27 protein-coding genes are annotated in these 26,849 nt (G+C 52.2%); 22 read left to right on the top strand and 5 right to left on the bottom strand.

Annotation, left to right across the window (positions count from 1 at the left end; translation table 11 throughout):
- The first annotated feature begins 88 nt into the window (after positions 1–88).
- From ACJJID_RS14505 to fnr (ACJJID_RS14495), 3 genes are all read left to right on the top strand, one after another.
- Positions 89–787, top strand: coding sequence for an OmpW/AlkL family protein (locus ACJJID_RS14505; RefSeq protein ID WP_444920087.1), 699 nt, complete (start codon positions 89–91; stop codon positions 785–787).
- A gap of 121 nt (positions 788–908) precedes the next feature.
- Positions 909–2,294 (top strand): oxygen-independent coproporphyrinogen III oxidase, encoded by a 1,386-nt coding sequence (gene hemN, locus ACJJID_RS14500; RefSeq protein ID WP_444920086.1) that lies wholly within the window; start codon positions 909–911, stop codon positions 2,292–2,294.
- A 70-nt stretch (positions 2,295–2,364) separates the two neighbouring features.
- Positions 2,365–3,093: a fumarate/nitrate reduction transcriptional regulator Fnr gene (gene fnr, locus ACJJID_RS14495; protein WP_152454922.1), complete on the top strand. Its 729-nt coding sequence runs from the start codon at positions 2,365–2,367 to the stop codon at positions 3,091–3,093.
- A gap of 82 nt (positions 3,094–3,175) precedes the next feature.
- Here the strand turns inward: fnr (ACJJID_RS14495) and ACJJID_RS14490 are convergent, their stop codons facing one another.
- A complete protein-coding gene (locus ACJJID_RS14490; protein WP_444920085.1) occupies positions 3,176–4,198 on the bottom strand; it encodes an adenosine deaminase in 1,023 nt (340 codons plus the stop codon).
- A gap of 265 nt (positions 4,199–4,463) precedes the next feature.
- Here ACJJID_RS14490 and ACJJID_RS14485 point away from each other — a divergent pair, with 265 nt between their 5' ends.
- The 3 genes from ACJJID_RS14485 (at position 4,464) to ACJJID_RS14475 (ending at position 7,270) form a co-directional block, all read left to right on the top strand.
- Positions 4,464–5,333, top strand: a complete 870-nt coding sequence (locus tag ACJJID_RS14485; RefSeq protein ID WP_444920084.1) for an SDR family oxidoreductase — start codon at positions 4,464–4,466, stop codon at positions 5,331–5,333.
- A gap of 252 nt (positions 5,334–5,585) precedes the next feature.
- Positions 5,586–6,323, top strand: coding sequence for a fumarate/nitrate reduction transcriptional regulator Fnr (fnr, locus tag ACJJID_RS14480; protein WP_444920083.1), 738 nt, complete (start codon positions 5,586–5,588; stop codon positions 6,321–6,323).
- A 287-nt stretch (positions 6,324–6,610) separates the two neighbouring features.
- Positions 6,611–7,270 carry a putative adhesin gene (locus tag ACJJID_RS14475; RefSeq protein WP_152454920.1) on the top strand — a complete coding sequence of 220 codons (660 nt, stop codon included), beginning with the start codon at positions 6,611–6,613 and terminating at the stop codon, positions 7,268–7,270.
- A gap of 82 nt (positions 7,271–7,352) precedes the next feature.
- Here ACJJID_RS14475 and ACJJID_RS14470 read toward each other — a convergent pair whose 3' ends face one another.
- Both ACJJID_RS14470 and ACJJID_RS14465 read right to left on the bottom strand, forming a co-directional pair.
- On the bottom strand, positions 7,353–7,796 hold the full coding sequence (locus tag ACJJID_RS14470; protein ID WP_444920082.1) for an STAS/SEC14 domain-containing protein: 444 nt from the start codon (positions 7,794–7,796) through the stop codon (positions 7,353–7,355).
- Between the two features lie 41 nt (positions 7,797–7,837).
- Positions 7,838–8,413 carry a hemerythrin domain-containing protein gene (locus tag ACJJID_RS14465; protein WP_152454918.1) on the bottom strand — a complete coding sequence of 192 codons (576 nt, stop codon included), beginning with the start codon at positions 8,411–8,413 and terminating at the stop codon, positions 7,838–7,840.
- A 399-nt stretch (positions 8,414–8,812) separates the two neighbouring features.
- Between ACJJID_RS14465 and ACJJID_RS14460 the strand changes: the two genes are divergently transcribed.
- From ACJJID_RS14460 to ribA, 14 genes are all read left to right on the top strand, one after another.
- The gene (locus tag ACJJID_RS14460; RefSeq protein WP_444920081.1) at positions 8,813–9,079 is read left to right on the top strand and encodes a hypothetical protein; all 267 of its coding nucleotides are present in this window, start codon (positions 8,813–8,815) and stop codon (positions 9,077–9,079) included.
- A 55-nt stretch (positions 9,080–9,134) separates the two neighbouring features.
- The gene (locus tag ACJJID_RS14455; RefSeq protein ID WP_444920080.1) at positions 9,135–9,386 is read left to right on the top strand and encodes a hypothetical protein; all 252 of its coding nucleotides are present in this window, start codon (positions 9,135–9,137) and stop codon (positions 9,384–9,386) included.
- A gap of 206 nt (positions 9,387–9,592) precedes the next feature.
- On the top strand, positions 9,593–10,051 hold the full coding sequence (locus ACJJID_RS14450) for an outer membrane beta-barrel protein (protein WP_444920079.1): 459 nt from the start codon (positions 9,593–9,595) through the stop codon (positions 10,049–10,051).
- A 215-nt stretch (positions 10,052–10,266) separates the two neighbouring features.
- On the top strand, positions 10,267–11,535 hold the full coding sequence (gene glyA / locus ACJJID_RS14445) for a serine hydroxymethyltransferase (protein ID WP_444920078.1): 1,269 nt from the start codon (positions 10,267–10,269) through the stop codon (positions 11,533–11,535).
- 152 nt (positions 11,536–11,687) lie between these two features.
- On the top strand, positions 11,688–12,155 hold the full coding sequence (gene nrdR / locus ACJJID_RS14440; RefSeq protein ID WP_444920077.1) for a transcriptional regulator NrdR: 468 nt from the start codon (positions 11,688–11,690) through the stop codon (positions 12,153–12,155).
- Positions 12,152–13,297, top strand: a complete 1,146-nt coding sequence (gene ribD, locus ACJJID_RS14435; RefSeq protein ID WP_444920076.1) for a bifunctional diaminohydroxyphosphoribosylaminopyrimidine deaminase/5-amino-6-(5-phosphoribosylamino)uracil reductase RibD — start codon at positions 12,152–12,154, stop codon at positions 13,295–13,297. The genes nrdR and ribD overlap by 4 nt, the downstream gene beginning before the upstream one ends.
- Complete coding sequence (locus tag ACJJID_RS14430; protein WP_444920075.1) at positions 13,297–13,959, top strand: riboflavin synthase; 663 nt, start codon at positions 13,297–13,299, stop codon at positions 13,957–13,959. The genes ribD and ACJJID_RS14430 overlap by 1 nt, the downstream gene beginning before the upstream one ends.
- 99 nt (positions 13,960–14,058) lie before the next feature.
- Positions 14,059–15,171, top strand: coding sequence for a bifunctional 3,4-dihydroxy-2-butanone-4-phosphate synthase/GTP cyclohydrolase II (gene ribBA / locus ACJJID_RS14425; protein ID WP_252083351.1), 1,113 nt, complete (start codon positions 14,059–14,061; stop codon positions 15,169–15,171).
- 65 nt (positions 15,172–15,236) lie between these two features.
- Complete coding sequence (gene ribH, locus ACJJID_RS14420) at positions 15,237–15,707, top strand: 6,7-dimethyl-8-ribityllumazine synthase (protein ID WP_444920074.1); 471 nt, start codon at positions 15,237–15,239, stop codon at positions 15,705–15,707.
- Between the two features lie 65 nt (positions 15,708–15,772).
- Positions 15,773–16,216: a transcription antitermination factor NusB gene (gene nusB, locus ACJJID_RS14415; RefSeq protein ID WP_152454909.1), complete on the top strand. Its 444-nt coding sequence runs from the start codon at positions 15,773–15,775 to the stop codon at positions 16,214–16,216.
- 10 nt (positions 16,217–16,226) lie between these two features.
- Positions 16,227–17,174 carry a thiamine-phosphate kinase gene (thiL, locus tag ACJJID_RS14410; RefSeq protein ID WP_444920073.1) on the top strand — a complete coding sequence of 316 codons (948 nt, stop codon included), beginning with the start codon at positions 16,227–16,229 and terminating at the stop codon, positions 17,172–17,174.
- A 46-nt stretch (positions 17,175–17,220) separates the two neighbouring features.
- A complete protein-coding gene (locus ACJJID_RS14405; RefSeq protein WP_444920072.1) occupies positions 17,221–17,709 on the top strand; it encodes a phosphatidylglycerophosphatase A family protein in 489 nt (162 codons plus the stop codon).
- Positions 17,710–17,740: 31 nt separating this feature from the next.
- Complete coding sequence (locus ACJJID_RS14400) at positions 17,741–18,376, top strand: retropepsin-like aspartic protease family protein (protein WP_444920071.1); 636 nt, start codon at positions 17,741–17,743, stop codon at positions 18,374–18,376.
- A gap of 17 nt (positions 18,377–18,393) precedes the next feature.
- The gene (gene ribA, locus ACJJID_RS14395; RefSeq protein WP_444920070.1) at positions 18,394–19,011 is read left to right on the top strand and encodes a GTP cyclohydrolase II; all 618 of its coding nucleotides are present in this window, start codon (positions 18,394–18,396) and stop codon (positions 19,009–19,011) included.
- A gap of 69 nt (positions 19,012–19,080) precedes the next feature.
- Here the strand turns inward: ribA and pulA are convergent, their stop codons facing one another.
- A complete protein-coding gene (pulA, locus tag ACJJID_RS14390) occupies positions 19,081–22,407 on the bottom strand; it encodes a pullulanase-type alpha-1,6-glucosidase (RefSeq protein ID WP_444920069.1) in 3,327 nt (1,108 codons plus the stop codon).
- Positions 22,408–22,991: 584 nt separating this feature from the next.
- On the opposite strand from pulA, the gene rsgA reads away from it, so the two are divergent.
- On the top strand, positions 22,992–24,110 hold the full coding sequence (gene rsgA / locus ACJJID_RS14385) for a ribosome small subunit-dependent GTPase A (protein ID WP_444920068.1): 1,119 nt from the start codon (positions 22,992–22,994) through the stop codon (positions 24,108–24,110).
- 43 nt (positions 24,111–24,153) lie between these two features.
- On the opposite strand, the gene ACJJID_RS14380 is transcribed toward rsgA, so the two are convergent.
- Positions 24,154–24,471: a DMT family transporter gene (locus ACJJID_RS14380; protein WP_444920067.1), complete on the bottom strand. Its 318-nt coding sequence runs from the start codon at positions 24,469–24,471 to the stop codon at positions 24,154–24,156.
- Positions 24,472–24,743: 272 nt separating this feature from the next.
- On the opposite strand from ACJJID_RS14380, the gene ACJJID_RS14375 reads away from it, so the two are divergent.
- A complete protein-coding gene (locus tag ACJJID_RS14375; RefSeq protein ID WP_444920066.1) occupies positions 24,744–26,783 on the top strand; it encodes a TonB-dependent receptor in 2,040 nt (679 codons plus the stop codon).
- The last annotated feature ends 66 nt before the right edge of the window (positions 26,784–26,849 follow it).

Here is a 26,849-nt window from a genome sequence, read left to right as displayed (position 1 = left end):
GGTTAACCTGCCTGCGACTTGTGATTGTGCCTGGAGGGGGCCTTCCAAAGTCGGGAAAAATGCTAAATCGCTATGTATGGAGAAGTTAATGAATCGTATAACTGCTTGTGCGACAGCCGCCTTGACCGCCGTACTTTCTGCACCGGTACTGGCCTACGAAGAGGGTAGCTTTATTTTGCGCGGTGGTATGGCCACAGTAGCGCCCGACACCAGTTCCAGCGCACTGTCTGTTAATGGGGCTGCCCAAACTAATACCGGTGTTGATGTAGATAACGGCTCTGCTCTGGGCCTGACCGGTGTGTATATGTTCCGCGATCACTGGGGTGTGGAGCTGGTTGCCGCAACGCCTTTCAGTCACGATATCGAAGTTGTTGGCGAAGGTCTTGGAAACTTTGATCTGGGTGAAACAAAGCACCTGCCACCCACTCTGTTAGTGCAGTGGTACCCAATGGATACTCAATCCGCTATCCAGCCTTATGTCGGACTGGGGGTGAACTACACCGCTTTCTTCGATGAAGAGATCAATAGCTCTGGCAATGCAGCGCTTAAAAGTATTGGTGCCACCGGTGATTCCAAACTGTCCCTGGATAACTCTTTCGGCCTAGCTGCCGAAGCGGGCATCGACTTCGCCTTCGGCGCCGATCAGCGCTGGTTGTTCAATATGTCTGTGTTCTGGATGGATATTGAAACTGACGCCACCGTCAAAGTACCCGGCATAGGTAAAGTGACTGCCAATGTTGATATCGATCCGCTGGTTTATATGGCGGGTCTCGGCTACCGCTTCTAAGGTGGCAACACTCTAGTTTTGGGGTGTGGCAGTCGCTGCGGTTTTCCCGGTGAGAACTCGGCGGCTGCCTTTTAGTTTGTGCGGGAGGCTGTCGCAAACATTTGATTGAGGTTGTAGAAATATGATGCAAGAGACAAAAAGCAGTATGGGTGGCCTGTCGGAAGAGCTGTTGTCCCGCTATAGCGGCCCCTGCCCACGCTACACCTCTTATCCCACAGCCGATAGATTTAAGCCACTGGATGGCAGTATTAAACCCTGGGATGCACTTCAGGATATTCGCAGCTTATCCCTGTATGTACACATCCCCTTTTGTCGCTCTCTCTGTTATTTCTGCGCCTGCAACAAAGTAATAACCTCTCAATACGGTCTTGCTTCCAGTTACCTGGATAACCTTTTAGAGGAGGCGCGCTGGTATCAGGATAGAGTAGCCCAGGTACCAGTTACCCAGTTGCACTTGGGCGGCGGTACTCCCACATTCCTCAGCGATGGAGATATGCGTCGCCTAATGGAAGGGCTGGGTGAAATTTTCGATTTGCGTCCCGGCGATGGAGTGGAATATAGCATTGAGGCCGATCCGCGCACCCTGGAACTGGAGACCTTGGATACCCTGCGGGAGCTCGGCTTCAATCGCCTGAGTCTGGGGGTGCAGGATTTTGATATCGAAGTGCAGCGATCCATCAACCGAATTTGCAGTGCTGATCAGGTGACCGAACTGACGGTTGCGGCACGCGAGCGGGGATTCGAATCTATTTCCTATGATTTGATTTACGGTCTGCCCAAGCAAAACCTCAGCAGCCTGCACAGTACCCTGGATAAGGTACTAGATTTACAGCCGGACCGAATCGCCCTCTACCACTATGCGCATTTACCCCATCGCTTTAAGGCTCAACGCCTTATTGATACGGAACTCATTCCCTCCGCCTCAGAAAAAGTAGCGATGCAGCTGGCTGCGGTAGAGCACCTGGGCCGTGCCGGATATGAATTCCTCGGTATGGACCATTTTGCCCGTCCGGGAGATGAACTGGCCAAGGCCGCTCATGCGGGGATGTTACAAAGAAACTTCCAGGGTTATACATTAATGCCCGCCGATGCACTTGTCGGATTGGGGGCTTCCGCAATCAGCTACAGTCGCAATGGTTTCTGGCAGAACCTGCACCGCCTGAAGGAATATACCCAGGCTGTTGCCGAGCGGGGTAATGCGTCATGCCGAGGCTGGTTAATGAGTGATGAAGATAAGTTGCGCCAGTGGGTTATTACCGAACTGATGTGTCGCCTAAGCCTGGACAAAGTTGAGGCCGAGCGTCGTACAGGCGTAGCTTTTAATACATATTTTTATCATGAGCTAGAGCGGCTTGAACCTATGTTTGACGATGGTCTTATTTACCAGGATGAGAAAAAGATCGTAGTCACGGAACAGGGGCGCTGGTTTGTACGCAATGTCGCCTCGGCATTTGATATTTATCTACACAGCCAACAAACCGATGCGCAATATTCTCGTGTTCTTTAATTTTCTATGGGAGACGATTGGCTGCACAGCAGGTACAATAGCCGCAAATTAGTTTACCGGCTGGTTTAGTATGATGGACTCCTCAGTAGCGGTTAGCTGCAGCAACTGCTCGGTTAGACGTTTATGCCTGCCTGCGGGATTATCTCAAGCAGATATTGATCGACTAGAGCAGGTTACGCGCCGTAAAAAAATTGTAAAAGCCGGCGAGAGCTTATATCGGTCCGGTGACCCTTTTGCGAATCTCTATGCTATTCGTTCAGGCAGTTTTAAAACTGTAGTGATCGCAGCCGATGGCGACACTCAGGTTACCCACTTTGCTTTGCCTGGAGAATTGTTGGGGTTAGATGCTTATAGTAGCCGCGTGCACCCGAGCTACGCCGAAGCGCTAGAAGACAGCAGTGTCTGCCTGTTGCCCTTTACTCAGTTGGAATTACTGGCTAATCAGGTTACGGCGTTGCAGAAGCAGATATATAGTATTTTTTCCGAAGAGCTACGCCAGGAAAATGATATTTTGATGCTGCTAGGCAAGCGCTCGGCGGATACCCGTTTAGCGGCTTTGCTGATTAATATTTCCAGTCGCTATGCCCGCCGGGGTTATTCCCACAGCGAATTTGTACTTTCTATGCCGCGCACCGATATCGCCAATTACCTGGGTTTGACGGCGGAAACGGTAAGTCGATTATTTTCCCGTTTTCAGAAAGAAAAAATGATTAAAGTGAGTGGCCGGGCAGTGGAAATACTAGATATGATCAGCCTCAGCGAGCTGGCGGGTACCCATTACGGTTACGATGAGGATTAATTGGGACTCATCAAAAGTCGAAGAGCCCTAATTAACCTAAGAGGCCTGCTGTTGAGTATAAGATCAGGCCTCTCGGGATTTTTTACACTTCCGCAACAGTCTCAATAGAGGCAATCACCTCAACCCATTTTTGTTTTTGGGCTTCTGAAATATAGCTGGCTCTGAAGCTGTTGATTGCCAGCTGTTTTGCCTGTTCCCTGGTCATACCCAGACTTTCACTCAATGCCAGGTAATTGCGATTCACGTAGCCGCCGAAATAGGCTGGGTCATCGGCATTTACCGTGACACAGAGTCCGCGTTCCAGTAGCTGCAAAATTGGATGCTGGTTCATATCCTCGTAAACACAGAGTGCAGTGTTCGAGAGTGGGCAGACAGTGAGGGGAATCTCCTGATCTATAAGCCGCTCAATCAGTGTTTCATCTTCCACACAGCGCACTCCGTGATCTATCCGACTTACATCGAGTAAATCCAGAGCTTCTTTAATATATTCAGCGGGTCCTTCCTCTCCCGCATGGGCGACCCTTTCCAGGCCCAATTCTTTGGCTTTAGTAAAGACTTGCTGGAATTTGCTGGGCGGGTGGCCTAATTCGGAGGAATCCAGACCAACGCCTTTGATAAATTCCAGGTAGGGCTTGGCGGCTTCCAAGGTAGAGAGAGCCTCTTCCTCACTCAGATGCCGCAGGAAGCAGAGGATCAAGTGGCTGCTAATTCCCCACTCGGATTCGGCATCTTTCAGTGCGCTGTGGATGCCCCGAATAACCACACCGATATCAATGCCTCTTTCCGTATGGGTTTGGGGGTCGAAGAAAATTTCTGTATGTACAACGTTATCTTCACGGCAGCGCTGCAGGTAGGCCATGGTCAGATCGTAAAAATCCTGTTCATGGATTAAGACTGAGGCACCCTGATAGTAAATATCCAGGAAAGACTGCAGATTGTGAAACTTATAGGCGGCCTTAATTTCTTCAACGCTGGAAAAAGGGATCTCAATCTTATTGCGTCGGCTTAGCTCGAACATTAGTTCCGGCTCCAGGGAGCCTTCAATGTGCAAGTGAAGCTCTGCCTTTGGCAGGGCTTTAATAAAATCCAGGTCGGCGATGCTCATAGTAATAACTGTATTGGAAAGAAATTTGGGGCTGTTGCCTGAGCTGAAAGCTACATTGATCAAGCAGCCAGATAAAACTGGAGGCCATCTTAACAGCTTCTACTCACTGGCTGAAAAGTCAGTCTTATGCCTGTTGGGTTAGGTCCTGAGAAGAGCGCTGCGGGATGCTAATATCTTGCATCAAGTAAACTATGTGGTTTACTTTTGTATGTGTTGATGTAATATACACCAGATAGTTTACTTTTTTTCCGGGTAGGAGAAAGTTATGAGCAAGGTTGTATTGATTACGGGGACATCTACGGGATTGGGGCAGAGTTTGGCCGCTAAAATGGCGGAGCTGGGATATGTTGTTTATGCCACCATGAGAGATTTGGCAAAAGCGGCTCCACTACTTGAGGTTGCCGATCGTGGTCACAGTCTTAGGGTTTTACCGCTGGATGTGCAAAATACGGCAACTATTCAAAATGCTGTGGATACCATTATCCGGGAGCATGGACGCATCGATATATTGGTCAATAATGCCGGCGCCGGTTTTGTGAAAACCACGGAGATGGCCATTGAAGCAGAGATGCAGTGGGTAATGGATGTGAACTTCCATGGCGTTGTGCGTTGTACCAAAGCGGTACTCGCCCATATGCGGAAGATGCGCAGCGGTCGGATTATCAATATCTCCTCCGTGGGCGGGTTAGTGGGGCAGCCGTTCAATGAACTTTACTGTGCCGCCAAGTTTGCTGTAGAGGGGTACACAGAGGCTATGGCCAGCTATATCCAGCCCAGTTTTAATATTCAATTCACTGCAGTTGAGCCTGGAGGCATCTATTCCGAGTTTGCCAATAGTGTTCTGTCTCAATTGCAAGCGGATGGAGGTTTAGCTGAAGGGGATTATCGAGGTGTTTTCGAACAGTATCTGGGGGGAATTCAGCAACGTACACCCGAGCAGACGGCGCGCCTTTATCAAACTGCTGAGCAGGTGGCGCAAGTGGTTTTGGAGGTGGTCGAAAGTGATGATCCGCCGGTGCGGGTTCGCACCTCTTCTTGGGCCAATGAGTTTTGTGCTTACAAAACGGATGCGGACCCTAGTGGCAAAGCGCAGCAAAAAATGGTGATAGACACCATGCTGCATGCGAATCACTGATATACCCACAGTTTTTATTGTTTGCCCAGAGTTCTGACTGTCCATTTGTGATGAATAGTACCCGGCGGTCAGATTTCTATTGAGGTAAATAAAGATTGGAGTTGTTTAAAAACTTCAGAGAGTAGGCCGAGGATAAATATAATTGGCTGATTTCAGTAAAATTTTTCCAATATTTTGCAGTTTGCTTCGAAGTGAAGACGCACTCCGCCAATGCCGTTACAATTTTGCAAAATGTTAACCGGCCAGTTGGGCATGATTGATTCATCAACAGCGGTAAGTTGCAGTAATTGCTCCGTCAGACGCCTATGCATACCAGCAGGCCTGTCTCAAGTTGATATTGACCGCCTTGAACAGGTCACGGGAAAAAAGAGGCTGATTAAGGCCGGGGAATCCCTATACCGGGTTGGCGATTCATTTCAAAACCTCTACGCAATTCGTTCTGGCAGTTTTAAAAATGTCGTAATAGCCGCTGATGGCGACACTCAGGTAACACATTTTGCTTTACCGGGAGAATTGCTTGGACTCGATGCTTACAGTACGCGTGTTCATTCAAGCTATGCCGAGGCACTCGAAGACAGTAGTGTTTGCTTGTTGCCATTTTCTCAACTGGAATTGTTAGCGCAACAGATTCCGGCTCTACAGCAACAGATATACAGTATTTTTTCTGAAGAGCTACGCAAGGAAAATGAAATATTAATGTTACTTGGCAAGCGATCCGCAGATACCCGTCTGGCCGCATTGCTAATGAATATTTCCAGCCGCTACGCCAGTCGCGGGTATTCTTCCTGCGAATTTATTTTATCCATGCCGCGCACAGATATAGCCAATTATCTGGGCTTGACTGCGGAAACGGTCAGTCGGCTGTTTTCCCGTTTTCAGAAACAGGGGTTTATCAAGGTGAATGGCAGGGTTGTACAGATTCAGGACTTGCTTGGGCTCAGTGAAGTGGCTGGAACTCACTGCGGTTACGATAATGAAGGCGGAGATTAGCTCGCCAATTTTTACTGACGAGCGTTTCAAGGAAGGGGTTAGTAGCTAGCTTAGTGCTCCAATATTCCCCAGTCATAGCCTGCTCTAGCAATTGCCCGCCATCGATCTATTCTTGCGCGTAAATGTGAATATTCTTCTGGCGCTAGTCATCCTTTCAGTATCCGATTAATTTTGGGTAGATCTTTTCTTGATGGCTCCTCCGTTAAGCTTAGTGGCGTAATTTTTGCCATTGAGCAATTGTGGGTATATGATTCGGAAAAAATAAGTTGCTAATCCAAGGAGTGATTATGCCCGTCAGAGAGTTTGATAGATTTAAGATATTTACTGCGAGTGGGAAGCGCTTAGGTGAGGCTTCCAATTTGGTTATTTCTGCGCATGGTGCTGCAACCAAACAGCATTTCTACACCAACGGGCATGGAGGAGATAATATTTTCTTTTTCTCCCCCCATGGTTATTCCTTAAGTGACCCGGGCATTAGCAGTGTGCTTTCTGGAAATGCGAAGTATCACGAATGGATTAAGAAAGGAAAGGTTTGCCATAATTATACTTTGAGTAAATACCAGGGATACCATGGGACCACTACCGGGCAAATTTTGGGACGGGTAACTCGGCCTTTTATCAAAGGGGAGTCTTACACTGATGTGCAAAATGCTCTGGATAATGCACATAAGCACAATCAAGATTACTCTTCACTCGATCCAAATAACCCTATCCATCAAAAAATGTTGGCTAATATAAAGCCTGTTATGGAAGCTGATCTATTGACTATTCGCCACAGGGTTGGAAAGGATGATCCAACTTTGGTAGATGTTATTAATACACTGCATGCGAATAAATTGCACTATGACAATATCTATTGTTCATTTTGTCGCAGTGAGGTGAGCCTCAATAATATTTTGATAGGGACACCATCCTGGGACAGTAAGTTTCAACGGGTGTCCCACTGAGGCTGGATTTTTATGCGAGGCCTAAAGAGATTATCTTAGGCAAAAAAAAAGGGGCGTAACCGCCCCATTAATCCACTACTTATCAGGAGTGTGTGGAGAAAGCTAATTCCTTTTCTGCACCTTTTTTTTCTGCCTCTTTTTCCAGTGCCTGTGATAGCCAGTCCATGGCCTCGTGCTGCTTTTCAAAGTAGCGCACTTCGCCACTCACAAACCATCCACCAACTTTGGTGGCCAGCCCCTGCCAGCCCTCATCTCCTAGTACAGCAATACGACAGAACTCGTTGCCATGTTTGAGGGTCAATTTAAATTCATCCCATATCGCGTGCAGACCCCAGCCCTCAAAATCCCGCAGATCAATCAGCATTTGTACTTTTGGTTTTTTGACCCCTTCAAGGGCATACTCAAGCAAAGGCGTGATGTACTCGTAATCTTCATGGGTTAGTTGCCCAACGGCTTTAATATACAGGAAGAAATCATTATCAATTCTCTCCATGCCAATGGAGATTCCGTGGCGTTTGATTTGCATATCTCCTCCTTCTGTGTGCTCGAAATGTGGTTTGAACAATCCTAAGCAAAGGCCTGTATGGGTGATTCTGGCTGCGTTAGATACTCACGTAAAGATTCGTAAACGTTTCTGGTTTTTTGATCGAAGAATGGATCTTTCAGCTGTTTCACCTGCTTGTGTATTTGTTTCCAGTCTTCTACTTCCAGGTACTGCTCCATTTGGGGAAATATTGCCGAATTTTCCAACTCTATATGTTTGCGTTGCAACTGCAAATAGGTATGGCTGGCTCCTTGTAAAACTCTTCTCTCTACCATGGCATCGTTGGCTACGGCATAGAAAAGCGCGCACATGTGCTTGGTAGTTGCCGCAATTTGCTCGTGCTGCATCTGTGCTTCATAAATCGCATTTCGATTGTGCACAGGTTTGGTCAGTAGCCGGGCAAGTATCAGGTCTTCCACCGGGTGATGGTACTTGTCTGGGTAAACAGAAAAATAATCCAGTGCGTCCAGAATTAGTGAGAGGGTATTAGGATCCCGCTCATTACTCCCAAAAAGGTCCTGTAGCAAGCGCTCAAAGGCATTGAGCATTTGCTGCATGTTTTTATGGTCTAAACAGAGCTGTCGATAGATGTTATTCATCCCAGACCTCCGCGATCAGTTTCGAGACTTATTGTTGCCAGCAGACTCGAGAGGGGAATTGATGTGGATCAAGTACCAAATAGATAGTGTTAGAGCTGAAAACTTTTGGCGCAGTAAACAAGGAATTTTACGGTTTTATTGTCAGTGTCAAGTAAATTGCCAGATCAGCTATGTGAAAGTCTGAGGATGGAGGACAAAAAATGGCGTGATATGCAATTTAGAGTTGGTTTTGAGTCAACCTTAGTCTTGTTATGTGAATAAAGCCGTCGTGACAGTATTTATCTATACCGGATAGGGTTTATATGCCATACCCTAAATTTGAAGTAGTTTTTTTGGCTACTTTAAGCTTGACCACTAGGGAACTGTGCCTAATTCCAACCTGGGGAGAATCATGGCCGCTTGTTCTCGCTCTTTGATGATATTTCTTTGCCTACTTCTCAGCCCCATTTTATCGGGTTTCCAGGCAGCCATTTCGATCCAGTAGCTTTTGAGGCGTTGCCATTCGGTGAAAGGCTTACAGAGAAAAATTACTCGGCGCAAGGTGATTTAAGTCTTTGGCAAATTGGAAAAGTTATGAAAAAAATAACTAATTTCTTAGGTACCCTGACTCTAGCGCTATCTTCTGGCACATTTGCCGAGGGGCTCTATTGGGGAGGGGGGGCTTGAGGCCGAATATAACGGCTCCTTATATGGTGGGGAAACCGAGGTTCAGGGAAAAGAGGTGGATGTCGATCTGCATACCCTGGCTGGCTACGGGACTTATAGGTCCCAAGGCTATTTCTATTTTAAGGGACGCCTGGGTCTCCTCTACGAGCATGTGACTGTTGGCAGTAACAGCAGTGATGACTTTGGAGTGGCTATTGGCGCGGGTATCGGCCTTGCCTTAACCGCCAATAGCCGGATGGAGTTGGAGTACACCCAGCTTGAAAAGGATGTGGGTCTTTGGTCAGGGTCTTTTAACTACCGCTTCTGAAGTTGGCTTCTAAGGCAGAATACCCGACTCCTCTGGAGTCATTTCGGTGATCATACTTTGAGTTAAGCTCTAAATATAAATCTCTCCAGAGTAAGTGTGTACTCGCAAACTTTGCTTTGGCACCTATAATCAATCCGCCCGATTTTTATTTCTCAACAAATATGGGGATGGATATACGTTTTCGTTTTAACGCGTAAGTTGCCGCCGTGGCTTTGGTATGTTCTGCAGCAGCTCAGGCAGAGGGCGCCTATGTAGGTGCAGTTTTTGGTGTAATGAATACCGATGCGGACGGAGATAGCTCACTCAATGCAGGGGTTCGTGTTGGCTATGGCTGGAATTCGGGTTGGGGTCTGGAAGCCGAATTCACTGACTCCTTGGTTGAAGGAGAGTACGATTACTACTGGAGTGAAGTGGAATACTCTTTTGCGACCCAGGCGATTTATGCGACTTACCGTTCTGAGGGGGATATTTACCTCAAGGGACGGCTCGGTTATCTCCATGAAGAGCTGGATGTCGACGGTTTTGGTGAATATTCAGATAGTGGTGCCTCGGCAGGTATTGGTGCCGGGTTCAAGCTGACCGAGAGTGTTCTATTCGAAGCAGAGTATACCTTTATCGAGTCTGATGTGGATTATTGGTCAGGCTCTTTGGTTGTTCGCTTCTAAGCTAACCAGCAGTGAAAACGCGGCCATTTGGCCGCGTTTTCGTTTTTGCGCAATCCCTGTGACCTTGGTGTACAATGCGCGCCTTTCTAAAATGCTCAGGATTCTTTGAGTAGTCAGTGGGGCCTGTTGGCACCTGAGGCCAAATTGCAAGGCCTGAGCACAGTGGTACCGAGTTACACCAGTCTCTACTCAGCCCGCATTACCGAGGGAACACCATGTTTGATTCATCTGTCACGCTCGCTTCTTACGATCCCGAAATCTGGGAAGCTATCCGCGAAGAGGATTCTCGCCAGGAAGACCACATTGAGCTGATCGCCTCCGAGAACTACACCAGCCCACAAGTCATGGAAGCCCAGGGCAGCAGCCTCACCAATAAATACGCAGAAGGTTATCCGGGCAAACGCTACTACGGTGGCTGTGAGTATGTGGATAAAGTGGAAACCCTGGCGATTGAGCGCGCCAAGGCGCTGTTCGGTGCGGATTACGCCAACGTACAGCCCCATTCCGGCTCCCAGGCCAATTCAGCGGTATATCAAGCCCTGTGCGCCCCCGGCGACACCGTGCTGGGTATGAGCCTGGCTCACGGCGGCCACCTGACCCACGGTGCCCGTGTCAACTTCTCCGGCAAAATCTACAACGCGGTGCAGTACGGTCTGAATCCGGAAACCGGCGAGGTGGATTACGAGGAGGTGGAGCGTCTGGCTCTGGAGCACAAACCCAAGATGATCGTGGCCGGCTTCTCCGCCTACAGCCGCGTCATGGATTGGGCACGTTTCCGCGAAATCGCCGACAAAGTGGGTGCCTACCTGTTTGTGGATATGGCCCACGTAGCCGGTCTGGTTGCCGCTGGTGAATACCCATCGCCAATTTCCCACGCAGATGTGGTGACTTCCACCACTCACAAGACCCTGCGCGGACCGCGCGGTGGCATTATCCTGGCCCGTGCCAACGAAGAGATCGAGAAGAAACTGAACTCCGCGGTATTCCCCGGTGGTCAGGGCGGCCCGCTGATGCATGTTATCGCGGCCAAGGCGGTTTCCTTTAAAGAAGCCATGAGCCCTGAGTACAAGGCTTACCAGAAGAAGGTGGTAGAGAATGCTCGCGCTATGGCGGAGACTTTCCTTGACCGCGGTATCAATATCGTTTCCGGCGGTACCGATGACCACCTGATGCTGGTGGACCTGATCGGTAAGGAATACACCGGTAAAGATGCCGATGAAGCTCTGGGCAATGCCAATATCACGGTGAATAAAAATGCGGTGCCTAATGACCCGCGCTCTCCCTTCATCACCAGTGGTCTGCGTGTCGGTACTCCGGCGATCACCACGCGCGGTTTCGGCGTGAAGGAAACCCAGCAGCTGACCCATTGGATCTGCGATATTCTGGACGCGCTGGAAGGCGGCGATGTTGAAGCCACCATCGCCGATGTGAAGCAAAAAGTTCTGGAGATCTGTGCACAGTTTCCTGTGTACAAGAAAGCCTGATTTAGCTTTGCTGGAAAAAGCGGCTCGGTGAGCCGCTTTTTTTATGGCTGTATCACGGTGTGCTGCACTGCAGCGGTGTGCAGTGCCGTCACAGGGGGCAACGGCTGTGATAAACTGCGGCCCATTTTCCATTCCCCTGGGGACGATCCCACATGCACTGTCCTTTCTGCAGCGCAGAAGAAACCAAAGTAGTCGATTCCCGCCTGGTGGCGGAGGGCGATCAGGTGCGCCGCCGGCGTGAGTGCCTCGAATGTCATGAGCGTTTTACCACCTTTGAGACTGCCGAGTTGCTGTTGCCTAGAGTCATCAAGCAAAACGGCCAGCGCGAACCTTTCAATGAAGATAAGTTGCTGGCGGGCATCCAGCGCGCCGTAGAAAAGCGCCCGGTGAGCATTGAGCGAGTGGAGTCTGCGGTTTCCCAGATCAAGCATGCACTGCGTGCAACCGGCGAGCGTGAGCTGCCCGCAAGGGCTATCGGTGAGCTGGTGATGGAGCAGTTGCGTGAGCTGGATGAAGTGGCTTATGTACGCTTTGCCTCGGTGTATCGACGCTTTGAAGATGTCAGCGACTTCAGTGAAGAGATTGAGCGCCTGACCAGTAAGGAAAATCAAACGCAATGAGTCAAATGGCTGTAGAGAGTGCCCAGGCACTGATGGGCCGCGCTATTCAGCTGGCGGAGCGCGGTCTCTATACCACTATGCCGAATCCCCGCGTGGGCTGTGTGATCACCGATGCTAGTGGCAAAGTGATTGCCGAGGGCTGGCACAAGCGCGCCGGTGAACCCCACGCCGAAATAGAAGCCCTGCGCGATGCGGGCGAGCGGGCACGCGGCGCCACCGTCTATGTGACCCTTGAACCCTGTAGCCACAGTGGCCGCACAGGTCCCTGTGCCGAGGCTCTGGTACAGGCGAGTGTCGCCCGTGTGGTATACGGTATGGAAGACCCGAATCCCAGGGTTGCCGGAAGCGGTTTGCAGAAACTGCGCGATGCGGGCATTGAGGTAGAGGGGCCAGTGCTGGAAGAGCGCTGCCGCGCGCTCAACCCGGGTTTTATCAAGCGTATGACTTTGGGGTTACCCCTGGTGCGCAGCAAATCTGCAATGAGTTTAGATGGTCGCACCGCCATGGCCAGCGGTGAATCCAAATGGGTTTCGGGCCCGGCTGCGCGCGCCGATGTGCAGCGCCTGCGTGCGCGCAGTTGTGCCGTTATAACCGGCGTAGAGACTGTGCGATTCGACAACCCGAATCTCAATGTGCGCGCGGATGAGATGGCGCTGGAGCTGCTCGAAGCGGAACAGGCTGCAGAAGTTCAGCCCCTGCGCGTTATTGTCGACAGCCAGCTGCGCACGCCGGCAAAGGCCTTTATTTTGCAGGGGGACGCCCCCACACTGGTGTGCACTACTGAGCGCGCCGATCCAGAGCGCCGTCAGCGCCTGGAAAAAGCCGGTGCCGAAGTTATCGTTTTGCCTCAGGACAAGGACGGTCGGGTAGACCTGCTCGCCCTGCTCAAAGAGTTGGCCCGACGCGAGTGCAATGAAGTACTGATAGAAAGCGGTGCGATCCTGTCCGGTGAGTTTCTCTACCGGGGGCACGTAGACGAATTGATTGTCTATCTGGCGCCCAAGCTGCTCGGCAGCACGGCGCGGCCGCTGTTTGAATTGCCCATCGAGCGTATGGGCTCGGTGCTGCCGATTACGATTACCGATATGCGCGCGGTCGGTCACGACTGGCGCATCACCGCAACCACGGATATCGAGCGCTGATGTTTACTGGAATTATTGAAGCGGTCGGCGAGATTGCTGATCTGCAGCCGCGCGGTGGTGATCTGCGCGTGCGCGTTAGGAGCGGGAAACTGGACCTCGCCGATGTACAGCTTGGCGATAGTATCGCCACCAACGGGGTCTGTTTGACCGTAGTGGAGCTGCCCGGTGATGGCTATTGGGCGGATGTTTCTGCGGAGACGCTGGATGTCACCAGTGTCAGCAGCTGGAAGCGCGGGGATAGGGTCAACCTGGAGAAGGCATTGACCCCACAAACCCGCCTTGGCGGCCATATTGTCAGCGGCCATGTGGACGGTATCGGCGAGGTGATATGGCGTAAATCCGAGGCCCGTGCCGAGCGTTTTCGCCTGCGCGCATCGGATAATCTGGCTCGTTATATTGCCCACAAGGGCTCGATTACCGTCGACGGTACCAGTCTCACCGTTAACGCGGTGGACGGCGCTGAGTTTGAACTCACCATTGTGCCGCATACCCTGCAGGAAACGATTATGCAGGGCTATGCCGCCGGCACCCGGGTCAACCTTGAGGTGGACCTGATCGCGCGTTATCTGGAGCGCCTGCTTCTCGGTGAGGAGGCGGCCAAATCCAGCGAAGGTGGTATGACGCTCGAATTTCTCGCCCAGAACGGGTTTTACAAGCGCTAGCTGGCTTTATCCCGGCATGCCGCGCCAGTGAGGGCGGGTGAGTGTAACTGCAGGGAAAGCCGCTCAATTTGCAATTGATTAATTTATCCAGAGTTAGCAATGGAATTAAATACGGTTGAAGAACTGATCGACGATATCCGCCAGGGCAAAATGGTGATCCTGATGGACGATGAGGATCGCGAAAACGAGGGTGACCTGGTGATGGCAGCGGAGCAGGTGCGCGCCGAAGACATCAACTTTATGGCTACCCATGCCCGCGGCCTGATCTGTATGCCCATGTCCAAAGAGCGCTGTGAGCAGCTGGACTTGCCGCTAATGTCGCGGGATAACGGTGCCCAGTTCAGCACTAACTTCACCGTCTCTATCGAAGCTGCCGAAGGGGTGACCACCGGTATTTCCGCCGCGGATCGTGCGCGTACCGTGCGCGCAGCTGTCAACAGAAATGCCAAACCCAGCGATATCGTGCAGCCCGGACATATTTTCCCGATTATGGCCCAGCCCGGTGGCGTACTGAGCCGCGCCGGCCACACCGAGGCAGGCTGTGATCTTTCCCGCCTGGCGGGTTTCGAGGCGGCCGCGGTCATCGTTGAAATCATGAATGACGATGGCACCATGGCACGCCGCCCGGATCTGGAGAAGTTTGCCAAGGAGCACAATCTTAAGATCGGCACTATTGCCGACTTGATTACTTACCGCGCGCTCAACGAGAAAACCGTGGAGTGTGTGAACGAGCGTAAAGTGCGTACCGAGTTTGGCGAGTTCAAGCTGCGCACCTATCTCGACAAGGCCCGCCGCGAGCGCCACTTCGCCTTTATCAAGGGCGAGCCCACGCCGGAGGAGCCGACCCTGGTGCGTGTACATGTGGGTAACACCCTACGTGATGTACTTACAATTCAGCGCGGTGATGAAAAATTTGTTCCCTGGACTTTCCGCCGCGCGATGCAGCGTATCGAGAAAGAGGGCAAAGGTGTGGTGGTATTGATCTGCCACAACGAGACCACCGAGGAAATCGAGGAGAGCATCGATTGGCTGATCAGCGGCAAGCAGCAGCGCCCCAGCCAGGATCTGGTGTACAAGCAGGTGGGTACCGGTTCGCAGATACTGCGTGATCTCAAGGTGCGCAAGATGCGCCTGATGAGTGCGCCGTTTAAGTTCAGCGCTATTTCCGGTTTTGAACTGGAAGTGGAAGAGTACTTGAACGTCGAAGAGTAATAACAGAATGTTTCCCGGCGCATTTGAAATGGCACGGGTATGGAAAGAAATACGGATTGGACATTATGAGCAACATTCAAGTGATTGAAGGGGATTTTGTCGGCAGCACTGGTAAGTACGCGCTGCTGGTGAGCCGTTGGAACAGCTTTGTGGTTGAGAGCCTCAAAGACGGCGCCCTCGATACCTTGCGCCGCAAGGGCATCAAGGAAGAGGACATCACCATCTACTATGCCCCCGGCGCCTTCGAATTCCCGCTGGCCGCGCAAAAGCTGGCGGAAACCAAAAAATTTGATGCGATTATTGCACTGGGCGCGGTGATTCGTGGCGGCACTCCGCACTTCGAATATGTCGCTGGTGAGTGCACCAAAGGTCTGGCCCAGGTATCCCTGAATACCGGTATCCCGGTGACCTTTGGTGTGTTGACTGTGGACTCCATTGAGCAGGCTATCGAGCGCTCCGGCACCAAGGCTGGCAACAAAGGTTGTGAAGCCGCCGAAACCGCCCTGGAAATGGTTTCCCTACTCGGCAAAATCTAATTGCCACAGCGCCGGCCAGTTGCGTCGGCGCTGCCCATTCTGAGAAGTATCTACCGGAAAAGACAATGACCGTAACTGCATCTGCCCGCCGCAAGGCGCGCCACTACGCCATGCAGGCGCTCTATCAATGGCAAATGGCCGGCGCCAGCCTCAATGCGATTGAAGCCGAGTTCCATACCGACAACGATATGAGCAAAGCCGACGTGGAATATTTCCGCGATATCTTCCACGGGGTTGCCAAGAACCTCGACGAAGTAGAAGGCGCTTACTCCTCCCATCTGGATCGCAAAGTGGAAGATCTGGACCCGGTGTCCCGGGCTTTGCTGCGCATGGCCACTTATGAACTGAAAAACCGCATCGATGTGCCCTACAAAGTAGTGATTAACGAAGCAGTGGCACTGGCGAAAAAATTCGGCCCCACCGACGCTTTCAAGTTCATCAACGGCATCCTGGATAAAACCGCCGCGGACCTGCGCGCTGCGGAAGTGGCCGCTGACAAGAAGTCCTGAAGTCACGCTTATGGGAACTGCGCCGGGCGAGTTTGAAATCATCCGCGATTATTTCGCCAGCGCTCCTGTGGGCGAAGGGGTTGCTCTGGGAATAGGCGATGACTGCGCCCTGTTACAGGCACCGGCCTCGGGGCAGCTGGCCACCTCTATGGACACCCTGGTGGCCGGCCGGCACTTTCCCGCAGATGCGGACCCCGCCGCGATTGCCGCACGCGCACTCAGGGTTAATCTCAGTGACCTGGCGGCAATGAATGCGCGCCCGCTCTGGTTTACCCTGGCCCTGACCCTGCCTCACAGTGATGCGGTTTGGCTGCGCAAATTTGCCGGTGGCCTACTGCAGACCGCGGCCCAGTTTGGTGTTTCCCTGGTAGGGGGCGATACCACCGCGGGCCCACTGTCGATCACCATTCAGGTGATCGGACACACGGATTCGCCGCTGCGCCGAGACTGTGCCCGCCCCGGTGATCACGTTTATGTCAGCGGCCCTCTAGGTGCCGCTGCCGCCGCTTTGCCAGTAATCCTGGGAGAGCAGCGGGTACCCCCCGAATTGCAGTTGCAATGCGAGCGCGCCTTCTATTATCCCGAACCCCAATTCCCTCTGGCTGCGGCGATTGCCAAGCTGGCCAGTGCGGCCCTGGATATCTCTGATGGTCTGCTCGCGGACCTGGGACATATTTGTGAGTCCAGCGGTGTCAGTGCCGATATTCATCTGGAGCGATTAGCCGTTTCTCCCTTGGCGCGGACTCTTGCCGCAGAGAAAGCAACAACTCTGGCTACAGGCGGTGGCGATGACTACCAACTCTGTTTTACCGTTCCGCAGCAGCGGGTTGCGGACCTGGAACAACTGGACCTGAACGTAACTGCTATCGGCACCCTTGCAGAGGGCGAGGCCGAAGTGCGTTGCTGGCATAATGGCAGTCCCTGGTCGCCACCTGCGACAGGTTATAAGCATTTTTAGGTGGCATTAACCGGGAAGTGCCGGTAGCGGCTTTGGAAATAAGACTATGAGAATACATAACCCCAGTTTTTCCGAGCTTTTGCGCGATCCCACTATGCTTTTAGCTTTTGGCTTTGGCTCGGGGTTGGCACCCAAGGCGCCGGGTACTTTCGGCACCCTGGTAGCCATACCCTTTTGGTGGCTGATGAAGGATCTCTCCGCGGCCTGGTATTTGGGAATCCTTGTGGTGACGGGCCTGGTGGGATGTTACCTGTGCGGGGCCGCAGCAAAGAAACTCGGTGTGCACGACCACGGTGGCATTGTTTGGGATGAGATGGTGGGCTACTGGCTCACAATGTTTATGGCCCCGGCCGGCTGGATTTGGGCACTTTACGGTTTTGTACTCTTTCGCCTGTTCGATATCGCCAAGCCGCCGCCCATCGGTTGGGCAGATCGGCGTGTACAAGGTGGCGTCGGAATTATGCTCGACGATATACTGGCTGCGGTTTATGCGGCTTTGATATTACAGATAACCGTGTTTTTTGTTGGGGCTTAGTTAGTTGGGGCTTAGCGGATAGGGATTATCGATGCACAAGGCATTTTGGCTTCTGCTGGGCTTATTGGTTTCCAGCACCGCTTGGGCACAACAGGTACAACTGAAGGGTTTGTTTGGCGATAGCGCCATGCTGGAAATCGATGGCCGTCAGCGTATTCTCAAGGCGGGTCAACAATCACCGGAAGGAGTTGGCCTGATAGAAGCCACCACCAGCTACGCCCACATCCGTGTGAATGGACAAGAGCAGAAGCTCACCCTGGATGCGCCCATCGCCGCCAGCTATGCCCAGGCCGAACGCGCCGAGGTGCGCTTGATGGGAGATAGTCGCGGTCACTTCAATACCGATGCCTGGATCAATGGGATGCGGGTACCGGTGATGGTGGATACTGGGGCGACCACCCTGGCAATCAATTACCCCACCGCCCAGCGCCTGCGCTTAAATCTCAACGGCGCCAAACGTATACCGGTGTCGACCGCCAGTGGTATCACTAGTGCTTATTTGATCAATCTCAGCAGTGTCACTATCGGTGGCATTAAATTGCACAATGTAGAAGCTACCGTGCATCCTGATAACTTTCCCCAAGTGGTGCTTCTGGGAAACAGTTTTCTCGGCCGGTTAGATATGGAACAGCAGAGGGGTGTGCTGATACTGCGCGCCCGCAACTGACGTGAAGAGGTATTAAGTTGACCATTCGTTATGTGGAATCCTCAAAATTGCCAACCTCTTGGGGCATGTTTGAGATGCATGGTTTCGAGGAAGTGGAAACTGGCAAGGAGCATGTCGTGCTCACCATGGGTGACTTCGATACCGAAGAGCCTCTGTTGGCCCGTATTCACTCGGAATGCCTGACCGGGGATGCACTTTTCTCCCTGCGTTGTGACTGTGGTGCACAGCTGCAACATGCGATGCATCGCATAGCGATGGAGGGGCGTGGAGCTATTTTTTATCTCCGCCAGGAGGGCCGTGGTATCGGCCTGTTGAATAAGATTCGTGCTTACCACTTGCAGGATTGTGGTGCGGATACGGTGGAAGCTAATGAGCAGTTGGGCTTTGGTGCCGACATGCGTGATTACTCGATTCTCAAAGCGATGATTGATCACCTGGGCATCCACGCCATTCGCCTGATGACCAATAACCCGCGCAAAGTGAAAGCCTTGCAGGATTTGGGGATAGAAGTCACCGAACGTTTGCCACATCAGTCAGGGCGCAATCCGCACAATGCCAAGTACCTCTCCACCAAGAAAGGCAAGCTCGGTCACTTGTTTGAAAATGGGGATGAGGAAGAGGGCGAGGAAAAATAATTATTTCTTCTTAAAGCACCCCCAATAAAAAAGGCCGGAAATTCCGGCCTTTTTTATTTTTTCGCGAGATTACTTTCTTCGCCGTGGCTGTATAAATACGGCGGTAGTACGGCCGGGCAGAGTAAAGGTGCCTGTGTCTCTATCAAACTTCACTCCGCGCAGGCGTGAGTCTACCGAGCGGCGCTGACGTGGATGCTTGAACAGGTACTCACCAATGAGGTTTTCGCTGGTAAAATCCAATGATTCGTCATCGCTATTAAACAGCACCACAATACGTTCAAAGCGGCGATCGATGTTGCCATTGGAATCGGATAACTCCATCACAATCAGCCCAGGAATCTGGTCGGGTCCGGTGTTGAGGAAATTGAGATGTGCCTCTACGGACTTTGCATCAGACAAGCGGAACAGGGGAGAGCTGTAGCGAATCGCCAGCTGCTCGCGGAATAGAGCGGAGCTCCACAAGCGGTGCCGGCGCTCGGGAGCCAATTCCGGGTTCGCCAGTAAAGGTTGCATTAAGGACCAGTTATCTTCGTTTTTATCTGCAATAGGTAAACCCGCACCCCAATTATCGGTGGCGAGGCTGAAGTCCAGTGCATTAAACCAGTCACCGGAGTTGTAACTGTCCCGATCCATCGACTTTGAGCGCAGGAAATCCTGGCCTGCGTGGATAAACGGCACTCCCTGGGCGAACAGAACCAGGGAATTACTGAATGCCTGGATACGCACTCGTTCAGCCAAGCCGGCGCTGTCGCTGGCTTTGATCTGTACTCCGTCGAACAGCGTCTCGTTGTCGTGGGCAGCAATATAATTAATGGATTCCTGCGGGTCGGCGGTATAGCCGGTGGGCTGGCCGTTATAGACCAGCTCGCTGCCGGTAATGATATTGCCGTTGGCATCTTCAAAAGGATAATCCGCCAGGTTGCCGACGAGGGAAACGCGGACTTTATCTGCCAGGGTTAGCAGTGTGGCACGCTCATCTTCTCCCTCAAACTTGCCGTTGCTATCGGTGAACAGACCGGTACCAAAGCCCTGCTCCTCAAAGCCTCCGAAGGGGTTGCCGCCACGCACGGAATCGCGCAGGCGATCGTTAAAAGTGCCTATACCGCTGCCCGCCATATTGCCCTGGCGGGCCTGTACAAAGCGAGCATCGTCAGCCACCTCGCCAAAATTCCAGCCCTCGCCGTACAGGTAGATAGCGTTGCCATCGACACCATCGGTTGCCGGGGTCAGTGATTGCAGTGCCGCTTGCGCTTTGAGGATATTGTTGAGGCTGTGGTGTCCCATCAGATCGAAACGGAAGCTGTCCACCTTGTAGGCCCGGGCCCAGGTGACCAGGGAATCGATCATCAGCTTTTCCATCATGGCGTGCTCACTGGCGGTATTTGCGCAGCAGCTGCTCATCTCCACTCCGCCCTCCAGATTGCGGCGGTGGTAATAGCCGGGGACGATTTTATCGAGTACGGAGTTGTCGTATTGGCCATAGGAGCTGGTGTGGTTGTAAACCACGTCCATCACCAGCCGCAGGCCGGAGTGGGATAACCCTTGCACCATTTGACGGAATTCGCGAATGCGCACAGGTCCATCGGGAGCGCTGCTATAGCTGCCTTCGGGGACCGTGTAGTGCAATGGATCGTAGCCCCAGTTAAAGCCATCGCTATCGCGAACAGCATCTACCTGGGCCTGCTGCTCGCCGCTGTCCGATGCGTAGTCTGAGAGGTCCGGGGTTTGCTGCTGCTGGGTGCGATCCTCATTGACTGTGGCAAAGTCAAAGGCCGGCAGCAGGTGGATATGGGTGAGGCCGGCGCGGGCCAGTTTATTGAGGTGGCGCATGCCGTCGCTGTGCTTGCGGGTGAAAGCCTTGAAGGTGCCGCGCTCTGCTTCGGGGACAGTTTGATCCGCAATACTGAAATCGCGTACGTGCAGCTCGTAGACACTGATATCTTCCGGTTGGGTTAACTTGGGCTTGCGCAGGCGGTCCCAACCGCGCGGCATCAGGTCCCGGTCATCCAGGTTGACGATCTGGCTTTTGCCGCTATTGATGGAGAGACTCAGGGAGTAGGGGTCGGTGACCAGGTTGGTTTCAATCTGACGGCTGAAGTAGGAATACACCTCGACCTCGTAGAGGTAAAAGCTGCGGTCCCACTGCTTATCGATATCGGCACTCCAAACCCCGGTAGATTCATCGCGCAGCATGGATACCACCTGATCGGCGCTATCACTGCTGGGGTCTGTAAACAGGTGCAGCTTTACTGCCCGTGCGGTGGGAGCCCAAAGATCGAGCTGGATATTCTCCTCGCCGACACGGGCACCGAGTTCACCGTCGTAGTAGAAGCGATCATCGAGCGCACCGGCCATCTGCACACCAGTCGCATCCAGTAACGTGCCCTCCGCATCGTAAGCGGCGAGGGCGAGTTGCTGGGTGACCAGATCACCAGTGGAAGCCTGCCCCGGCAATTGCCAGGCACTGAAACTGGCCAGGTGCGGGAATTTTTGTTGGGCGCTGTCGGGCAGGGTGGCGAGAGGGGTGAGATCGATGGTGCCATCGGAACGGATATCACCGTCCTCCAGTTTTAGCTCGGCGCTGTTGCTGTAGTGCAATTTAACCTCGATGCCTTCCTGCACCTGGATATCCCAGGCAAAGCTGCTGCTATCCACCCAGTGCGCTTTATCGCTGCTCAGGTCACCCTTGGCGAAGCCATCACTGCTGACGGTGACTTCTTTACTATTCGAGTCAAAAGCAAAGTAGATTTCATCGTAATCGGCAGCCACGGTAAAGCTGACGTTGGCTCCATTGTTGCCGTAGCTCTCCTCCCAGCCTTCGTGCAGGGCTACCTTGAATTCATAGGAGCCGGCAGGAAGCGCTGAGGTGATAAAGGTGTAGGTGCTATCTCCATCGGCATCCTGCATCCAGCTGCGCAGGCAACTGGGTTGCCAGTCTCCCGGACACCCGAGCAGGGATTGGAAGTTGCCGGCTACAGCGGCGACCACGCTATTGTGGTTGTCGGTGATCCAGTGAGTCTCGTGGTCGTAGATAAATTTAACTTCGCGGGCCTCATCCAGGCTGAGGGAAATATTACCGCCGTCCCGCTGGCCGCCCGAGCCATAGTTTTCATCCCAGCTGTTGTTGAGTGCGGCTTTGTACTCCCAGTTGCCGACGGGTATCCAAAAGTGGCCTTGCCATTTGTCGTCTTCGCTGTCATAGCTGAGCAGGGTGGTGACACAACCTGGTTGCCAGTCGCCATCGCAGCCCAGTTGGCTTTGTAGGTTGCCGGGAATATTGACCTCTGTGGGATCTGGTGTATCAGATGCCCAAACCGGTAATTGGATGGAGCAGAAGACTGCCCCCAGAATCAGCCCCGCCCTTGTGCCGGGGCCTGTAAATTTTGTTGTTGGCATAGCGCTTCCCATTTTTTTTGTACTTGTTGCGGTTCTCTCAGTTGGTATTGAATCGCAGTCACGCATTGACGGCCTCCCACCCCGAGGAGGTGGAGGTCTGGGGGAGGTGGTTGGGGGTGTCATAAAACCTTTATAAAATCGTCATCTTGTGGCAATGCGCGCTAGACAAGATGATTCGCGAGTAGAAGAAGTGGCGAGAAGGAAAGTCGGTTCTATACTCTACTGATCAGGTTACTGTGGGTCGAGAAAGGTGATGCACCTGCTGTAATCGGATTCGAAGGCCGGCTTTTGCCGGCTTTGCTTTTTGTAGCGGGGAAGTCTTATAGATTTTTTGCCCCGCCAACACTCTTAACCTGCCCCGCCCAGATACTTGTCTATAAAAGACAGTGATGCTAAGTTTCTTATTCACTTAACCAGCGGAGGACTTTTGATGATTGTTTCCAACCTCCGCCGGGCTCCCCAGCAGTAAACCAACTGCTCAGTCCGGCGATCTTGTTCTTAACGTCGGGCTTTCTCACAAGAAAGCTCTGTTGACCGTACATGACGGTTGCTAGGCACTTTTTTGTGCCCAGAGGATTTCAATTTTGAGTAAATCATACTTTTCCCGTCGCCCTCAGACTGGCTGCGGTAGCAATTCTGTGCGCGCCTCAAGCAAGCACACGACGTCACCTCTAAGAGCACTTGGCTGGAAGTCTTTTTTCCAACAGCAACTCTCTCTCGATGAGCTAGGGAGCTGTATACCTATGCGGGTGATGGCAGTGCATCGCAGCCAACTTGAACTGGCTGGCGAAGAAGGTGCGCTAACCCTGTCGCTAACGCCATCATTGGCTGCGGAGTCTTTAACTATTGGGGATTGGTTGCTACTGGGGCGGGACGATAATCGCTTCGTCCGGTGTCTGGAGCGCAACAGCCTGTTTCAGCGAATGGCGCCTGGGGCTCTGCAGCGACAGTTAATTGCCGCCAATGTAGATAGTGTTTTTATCGTTTCATCACTAAACGAAGACTTTAACCTGTCTCGCATTGAACGCTATCTCGCACTGGTGCGGGAATCTGGCTGTCGCCCCTGTTTGGTATTGAGTAAAGCCGATCTCTGTGCAGATCCGAGTGGTTATCTGGAGGCCTTGCGTTCCTACAAAGAGCTGCCCGTGGTGCTAGTCAACAGTCTGGACTGCGACAGCGTGGCGCCCTTGCGCGAATGGTGCCTGCCTGGAGAGACGATCGCCCTGCTGGGCTCATCAGGGGTGGGGAAATCCACTCTGCTCAACACCTTAAGTGGAGCCGATCTGGCGCTTACGGGAACCATTCGTGAAGACGACAGTAAGGGGCGGCATACTACCCGCAGTCGCACGCTCTTCCCTCTCAATTGTGGCGCATTGTTGCTTGATAGCCCAGGGATGCGCGAGTTGGGCTTGGTGCATGTCGAAGAGGGAGTGGCACAGGCGTTTGCCGATATAGAGTCATTGGCACAGCGCTGCCGCTTTTCTGATTGCCGGCACCGTTCTGAACCTGGTTGTGCAGTACTTGCTTCCCTTGCGGGAGGCACATTGGATGAGCGCCGCTTGCGCAACTGGGAGAAATTGCATCGGGAGCTTCATATCAATCACCAAACCTTGGCGCAAAAGCGCGCCGGTGATAAAGCGCTCTCCCAGCTCTATCGGTCGGTGCAGGATCAGGCACGTAAAAGGAAGTATTCTGGAGAGTGATAACTTCATTGTTTGGGGGCTATGTCCCCCAGACAATGATTATTCAGCTGGATAATTTTAATGTCACAACACCGGCGATAATTAAGATTATACCCAGGCAGTGTCCGATACTGGCGGAGTCGTCAAAGAAAATCACTCCTACAATAAATGCCCCAGCGGCGCCGATGCTGGTCCATACGGCATATGAAATACCGATAGGGATTTCCCGCTGGGCAAGCCATAGGAGAAAGCCGCTTACGCCGATAAAAAGTATCGCCATAAGAATGCCCAGCAAGCGTGTTGTGCTCGCTTGGGAAATTTTCAATCCCATTACCCAACCTATTTCGCAAAACCCAGCCAGCAAAAGGTAAAACCAGGCCATAGTAGTCCTCTCTTGGCGTCTGTCTTTTTAGCCAGCTAAAAATGCTGGTCGTTACCAAAGGTTAGCTAGTAACTAGCCGCCAAGAGCGAAAGGTTGGCTGGGGATAAAAGCACTGGTATGAAAAGTTTTTATGACTTATTAACATAGGCCAATAAATCTTTATTGACCTTCTGTGCTTTGACCTGTTATCCCTGGCGCTAATTTGGGAAAGCATGGTGGTAGATAGGATGGGAACCAGGGATAGGTTAGCCAAAATTGTTGGAATTTCACTGTTGTCGGTTTGTTTGCCGGTCTTTTCACAAGAGGCTTATCTTGAGTCATTAGTGGTCACGGCGAGCCCCTTTGAAAAAAATATCGGGGAATATCCGGAGAGCCTTTCTGTCCTCAGCGCCGAACATCTGGAGCTGATATCCCACAACCATATTCAGCAAGCATTGCAGAGTGTTCCCGGTGTCAATCTGGCGAGGGGAAATGGCCAGGAATATCTTCCCTCGCTGCGCTCTCCGGTACTTAGTGGTGCCGGCGCCTGCGGTAGTGTTTTGAGCCTGGAAGATAGTATCCCCCTGCGAGCCAAGGGCTTTTGTAATATTAATGAATTATTTGAATCGCACAGCGAATCGGCTCGCAGCATTGAAGTGATACGAGGGCCGGCAGGTACCCTCTATGGCTCTAATGCTATGCATGGTGTGATAAACCTGATCAGCCCGGAAGTGGGAGGGCGGGAAGGGTTGCCTTTTCGTGGGGTCGCGATCGAAGCGGGCCCTCATGATTACTACCGGGCACATGTCACATTGGATTCTGGTCTTAGAAATAACTCGGGTGTAAGGGCTGATTTGTCCCTGACTACGGACGGGGGTTACCGGGACGCTTCGGGTTTTGCTCAACAGAAAATCGCACTACAACACCAGGCTTTGTTTGATGGGGTTCAGGTGCGTACTAGGCTGGCGGTATCCAATTTAAATCAGGAAACTGCCGGCTATATCAATGGAGAGAATGCATATCGGGAACGTTCACTCAGTCGGGAAAATAGCAATCCCGAGGCTTTCCGCGATGCTTATTCTGTAAGGCTTTCCTCCCAAATACTTATGGATCGAAGCAAGGGCGGCCAACTTCAATTGACCCCCTACCTGCGCAAAACCGATATGCGTTTTTTGCAGCACTATTTGCCCGGGCAGGCATTGGAGGAAAATGGTCAGGAGAGTATCGGGTTGCGAGGCAGTTACCTCTTTGCCTTGAGTGATGACCTCGAAGTTATCGCTGGGCTTGATGCAGAATTTACCCGCGGCCATTTACGTGAGTTACAGAAAAATCCGACGGAAGGATCAGATTTTTTGCGGGAGACTATTCCGCTTGGCAAGCACTATGACTATCAAGTTGATGCTTTTAGCGTAGCGCCTTTTACTTTAGCCACCTGGACTATGACCGATACATGGACACTTTACGGCGGGGTGCGCTTCGAGTCGTTGCAGTATGACTATAACAATAAAATGTTGTCTGGCCGTACGACGGAAGATGGCCGCTCGTGTGGCTTTGGTGGTTGCAGGTTTAATCGGCCAGAAGACCGTAAAGACAGTTTCCAGAATCTGTCCCCCAAATTAGGTGCCACTTACGACTTCGCACCAGGATTGCAGTTTTTTGCCAATATTGCTCAGGGGTATCGGGCTCCCCAGGCAACAGAGCTCTATCGTTTACAGCGGGAGCAAACAGTCGCCGAGCTGGATTCCGAGGAGGTCAGCAGCATTGAACTGGGGGTGCGAGCCTTTAACAATCGCCTTTCCTATGAATTCGTCGCTTATGGTATGCGCAAGCGCAATGTGATTTTTCGGGATACGGAGTACTTTAACCAATCCAATGGAAAAACTTCACACCGCGGTGTGGAGCTGGCACTTGGCTATGCATTTGCTCAGAACTGGCGACTTGAGACTTCGTCTAGCTATGCCGAGCACCGCTATCGAGACAAGCGAGAGCTGCAGGGCGTATTGCTGAATGGCAATCTGGTGGACTCGGCTCCAAGAGCATTTGGTAACTATCGCTTGCAGTGGCTACCTCGGCAGGAGATCACAACCGAGCTAGAGTGGTTGCACCAGGGGCGCTATTACACTGACCCCCAAAATCAGCATGCATATTCTGGGCACAATTTATTGAATTTTCGAGCCCAGTGGAAAACTGATCGCTGGACCCTATCTGCAAGGGTGTTAAATCTTACCAATAAAGCCTATGCGGAGCGGGCGGATTACAGTGATTTTACTGGTGACAGATATTTTCCTGGAGAGCCCCGTTCAATTTATCTGTCTGCATCTTCTGAGTGGTGAATAAATGGATAGAGCTCTTATGGTAGCTACCAGGTAATAAAAAAGGGCAGGAAATTCCTGCCCTTT

The sequence above is a fragment of the Microbulbifer sp. CnH-101-G genome (assembly GCF_052466775.1).
Note: the sequence above shows the minus strand (reverse complement) of the source record. Positions and strands in the feature narration are given on the sequence as shown.

Bases quoted from the DNA above. Each gene is read 5' to 3' on its own strand.
- ACJJID_RS14470 (WP_444920082.1), bottom strand. From the start codon at position 7,796: ATGCAAATCAAACGCCACGGAATCTCCATTGGCATGGAGAGAATTGAT.
- ribBA (WP_252083351.1), top strand. From the start codon at position 14,059: ATGGAATTAAATACGGTTGAAGAACTGATCGACGATATCCGCCAGGGC.
- ACJJID_RS14380 (WP_444920067.1), bottom strand. From the start codon at position 24,471: ATGGCCTGGTTTTACCTTTTGCTGGCTGGGTTTTGCGAAATAGGTTGG.
- ACJJID_RS14465 (WP_152454918.1), bottom strand. From the start codon at position 8,413: ATGAATAACATCTATCGACAGCTCTGTTTAGACCATAAAAACATGCAG.
- ACJJID_RS14475 (WP_152454920.1), top strand. From the start codon at position 6,611: ATGCCCGTCAGAGAGTTTGATAGATTTAAGATATTTACTGCGAGTGGG.
- nrdR (WP_444920077.1), top strand. From the start codon at position 11,688: ATGCACTGTCCTTTCTGCAGCGCAGAAGAAACCAAAGTAGTCGATTCC.
- ribD (WP_444920076.1), top strand. From the start codon at position 12,152: ATGAGTCAAATGGCTGTAGAGAGTGCCCAGGCACTGATGGGCCGCGCT.
- ACJJID_RS14490 (WP_444920085.1), bottom strand. From the start codon at position 4,198: ATGAGCATCGCCGACCTGGATTTTATTAAAGCCCTGCCAAAGGCAGAG.
- nusB (WP_152454909.1), top strand. From the start codon at position 15,773: ATGACCGTAACTGCATCTGCCCGCCGCAAGGCGCGCCACTACGCCATG.
- pulA (WP_444920069.1), bottom strand. From the start codon at position 22,407: ATGCCAACAACAAAATTTACAGGCCCCGGCACAAGGGCGGGGCTGATT.
- thiL (WP_444920073.1), top strand. From the start codon at position 16,227: ATGGGAACTGCGCCGGGCGAGTTTGAAATCATCCGCGATTATTTCGCC.
- ACJJID_RS14485 (WP_444920084.1), top strand. From the start codon at position 4,464: ATGAGCAAGGTTGTATTGATTACGGGGACATCTACGGGATTGGGGCAG.
- ribH (WP_444920074.1), top strand. From the start codon at position 15,237: ATGAGCAACATTCAAGTGATTGAAGGGGATTTTGTCGGCAGCACTGGT.
- hemN (WP_444920086.1), top strand. From the start codon at position 909: ATGATGCAAGAGACAAAAAGCAGTATGGGTGGCCTGTCGGAAGAGCTG.
- ACJJID_RS14400 (WP_444920071.1), top strand. From the start codon at position 17,741: ATGCACAAGGCATTTTGGCTTCTGCTGGGCTTATTGGTTTCCAGCACC.
- glyA (WP_444920078.1), top strand. From the start codon at position 10,267: ATGTTTGATTCATCTGTCACGCTCGCTTCTTACGATCCCGAAATCTGG.
- ACJJID_RS14505 (WP_444920087.1), top strand. From the start codon at position 89: ATGAATCGTATAACTGCTTGTGCGACAGCCGCCTTGACCGCCGTACTT.
- ACJJID_RS14405 (WP_444920072.1), top strand. From the start codon at position 17,221: ATGAGAATACATAACCCCAGTTTTTCCGAGCTTTTGCGCGATCCCACT.
- fnr (WP_152454922.1), top strand. From the start codon at position 2,365: ATGATGGACTCCTCAGTAGCGGTTAGCTGCAGCAACTGCTCGGTTAGA.
- ACJJID_RS14430 (WP_444920075.1), top strand. From the start codon at position 13,297: ATGTTTACTGGAATTATTGAAGCGGTCGGCGAGATTGCTGATCTGCAG.
- fnr (WP_444920083.1), top strand. From the start codon at position 5,586: ATGATTGATTCATCAACAGCGGTAAGTTGCAGTAATTGCTCCGTCAGA.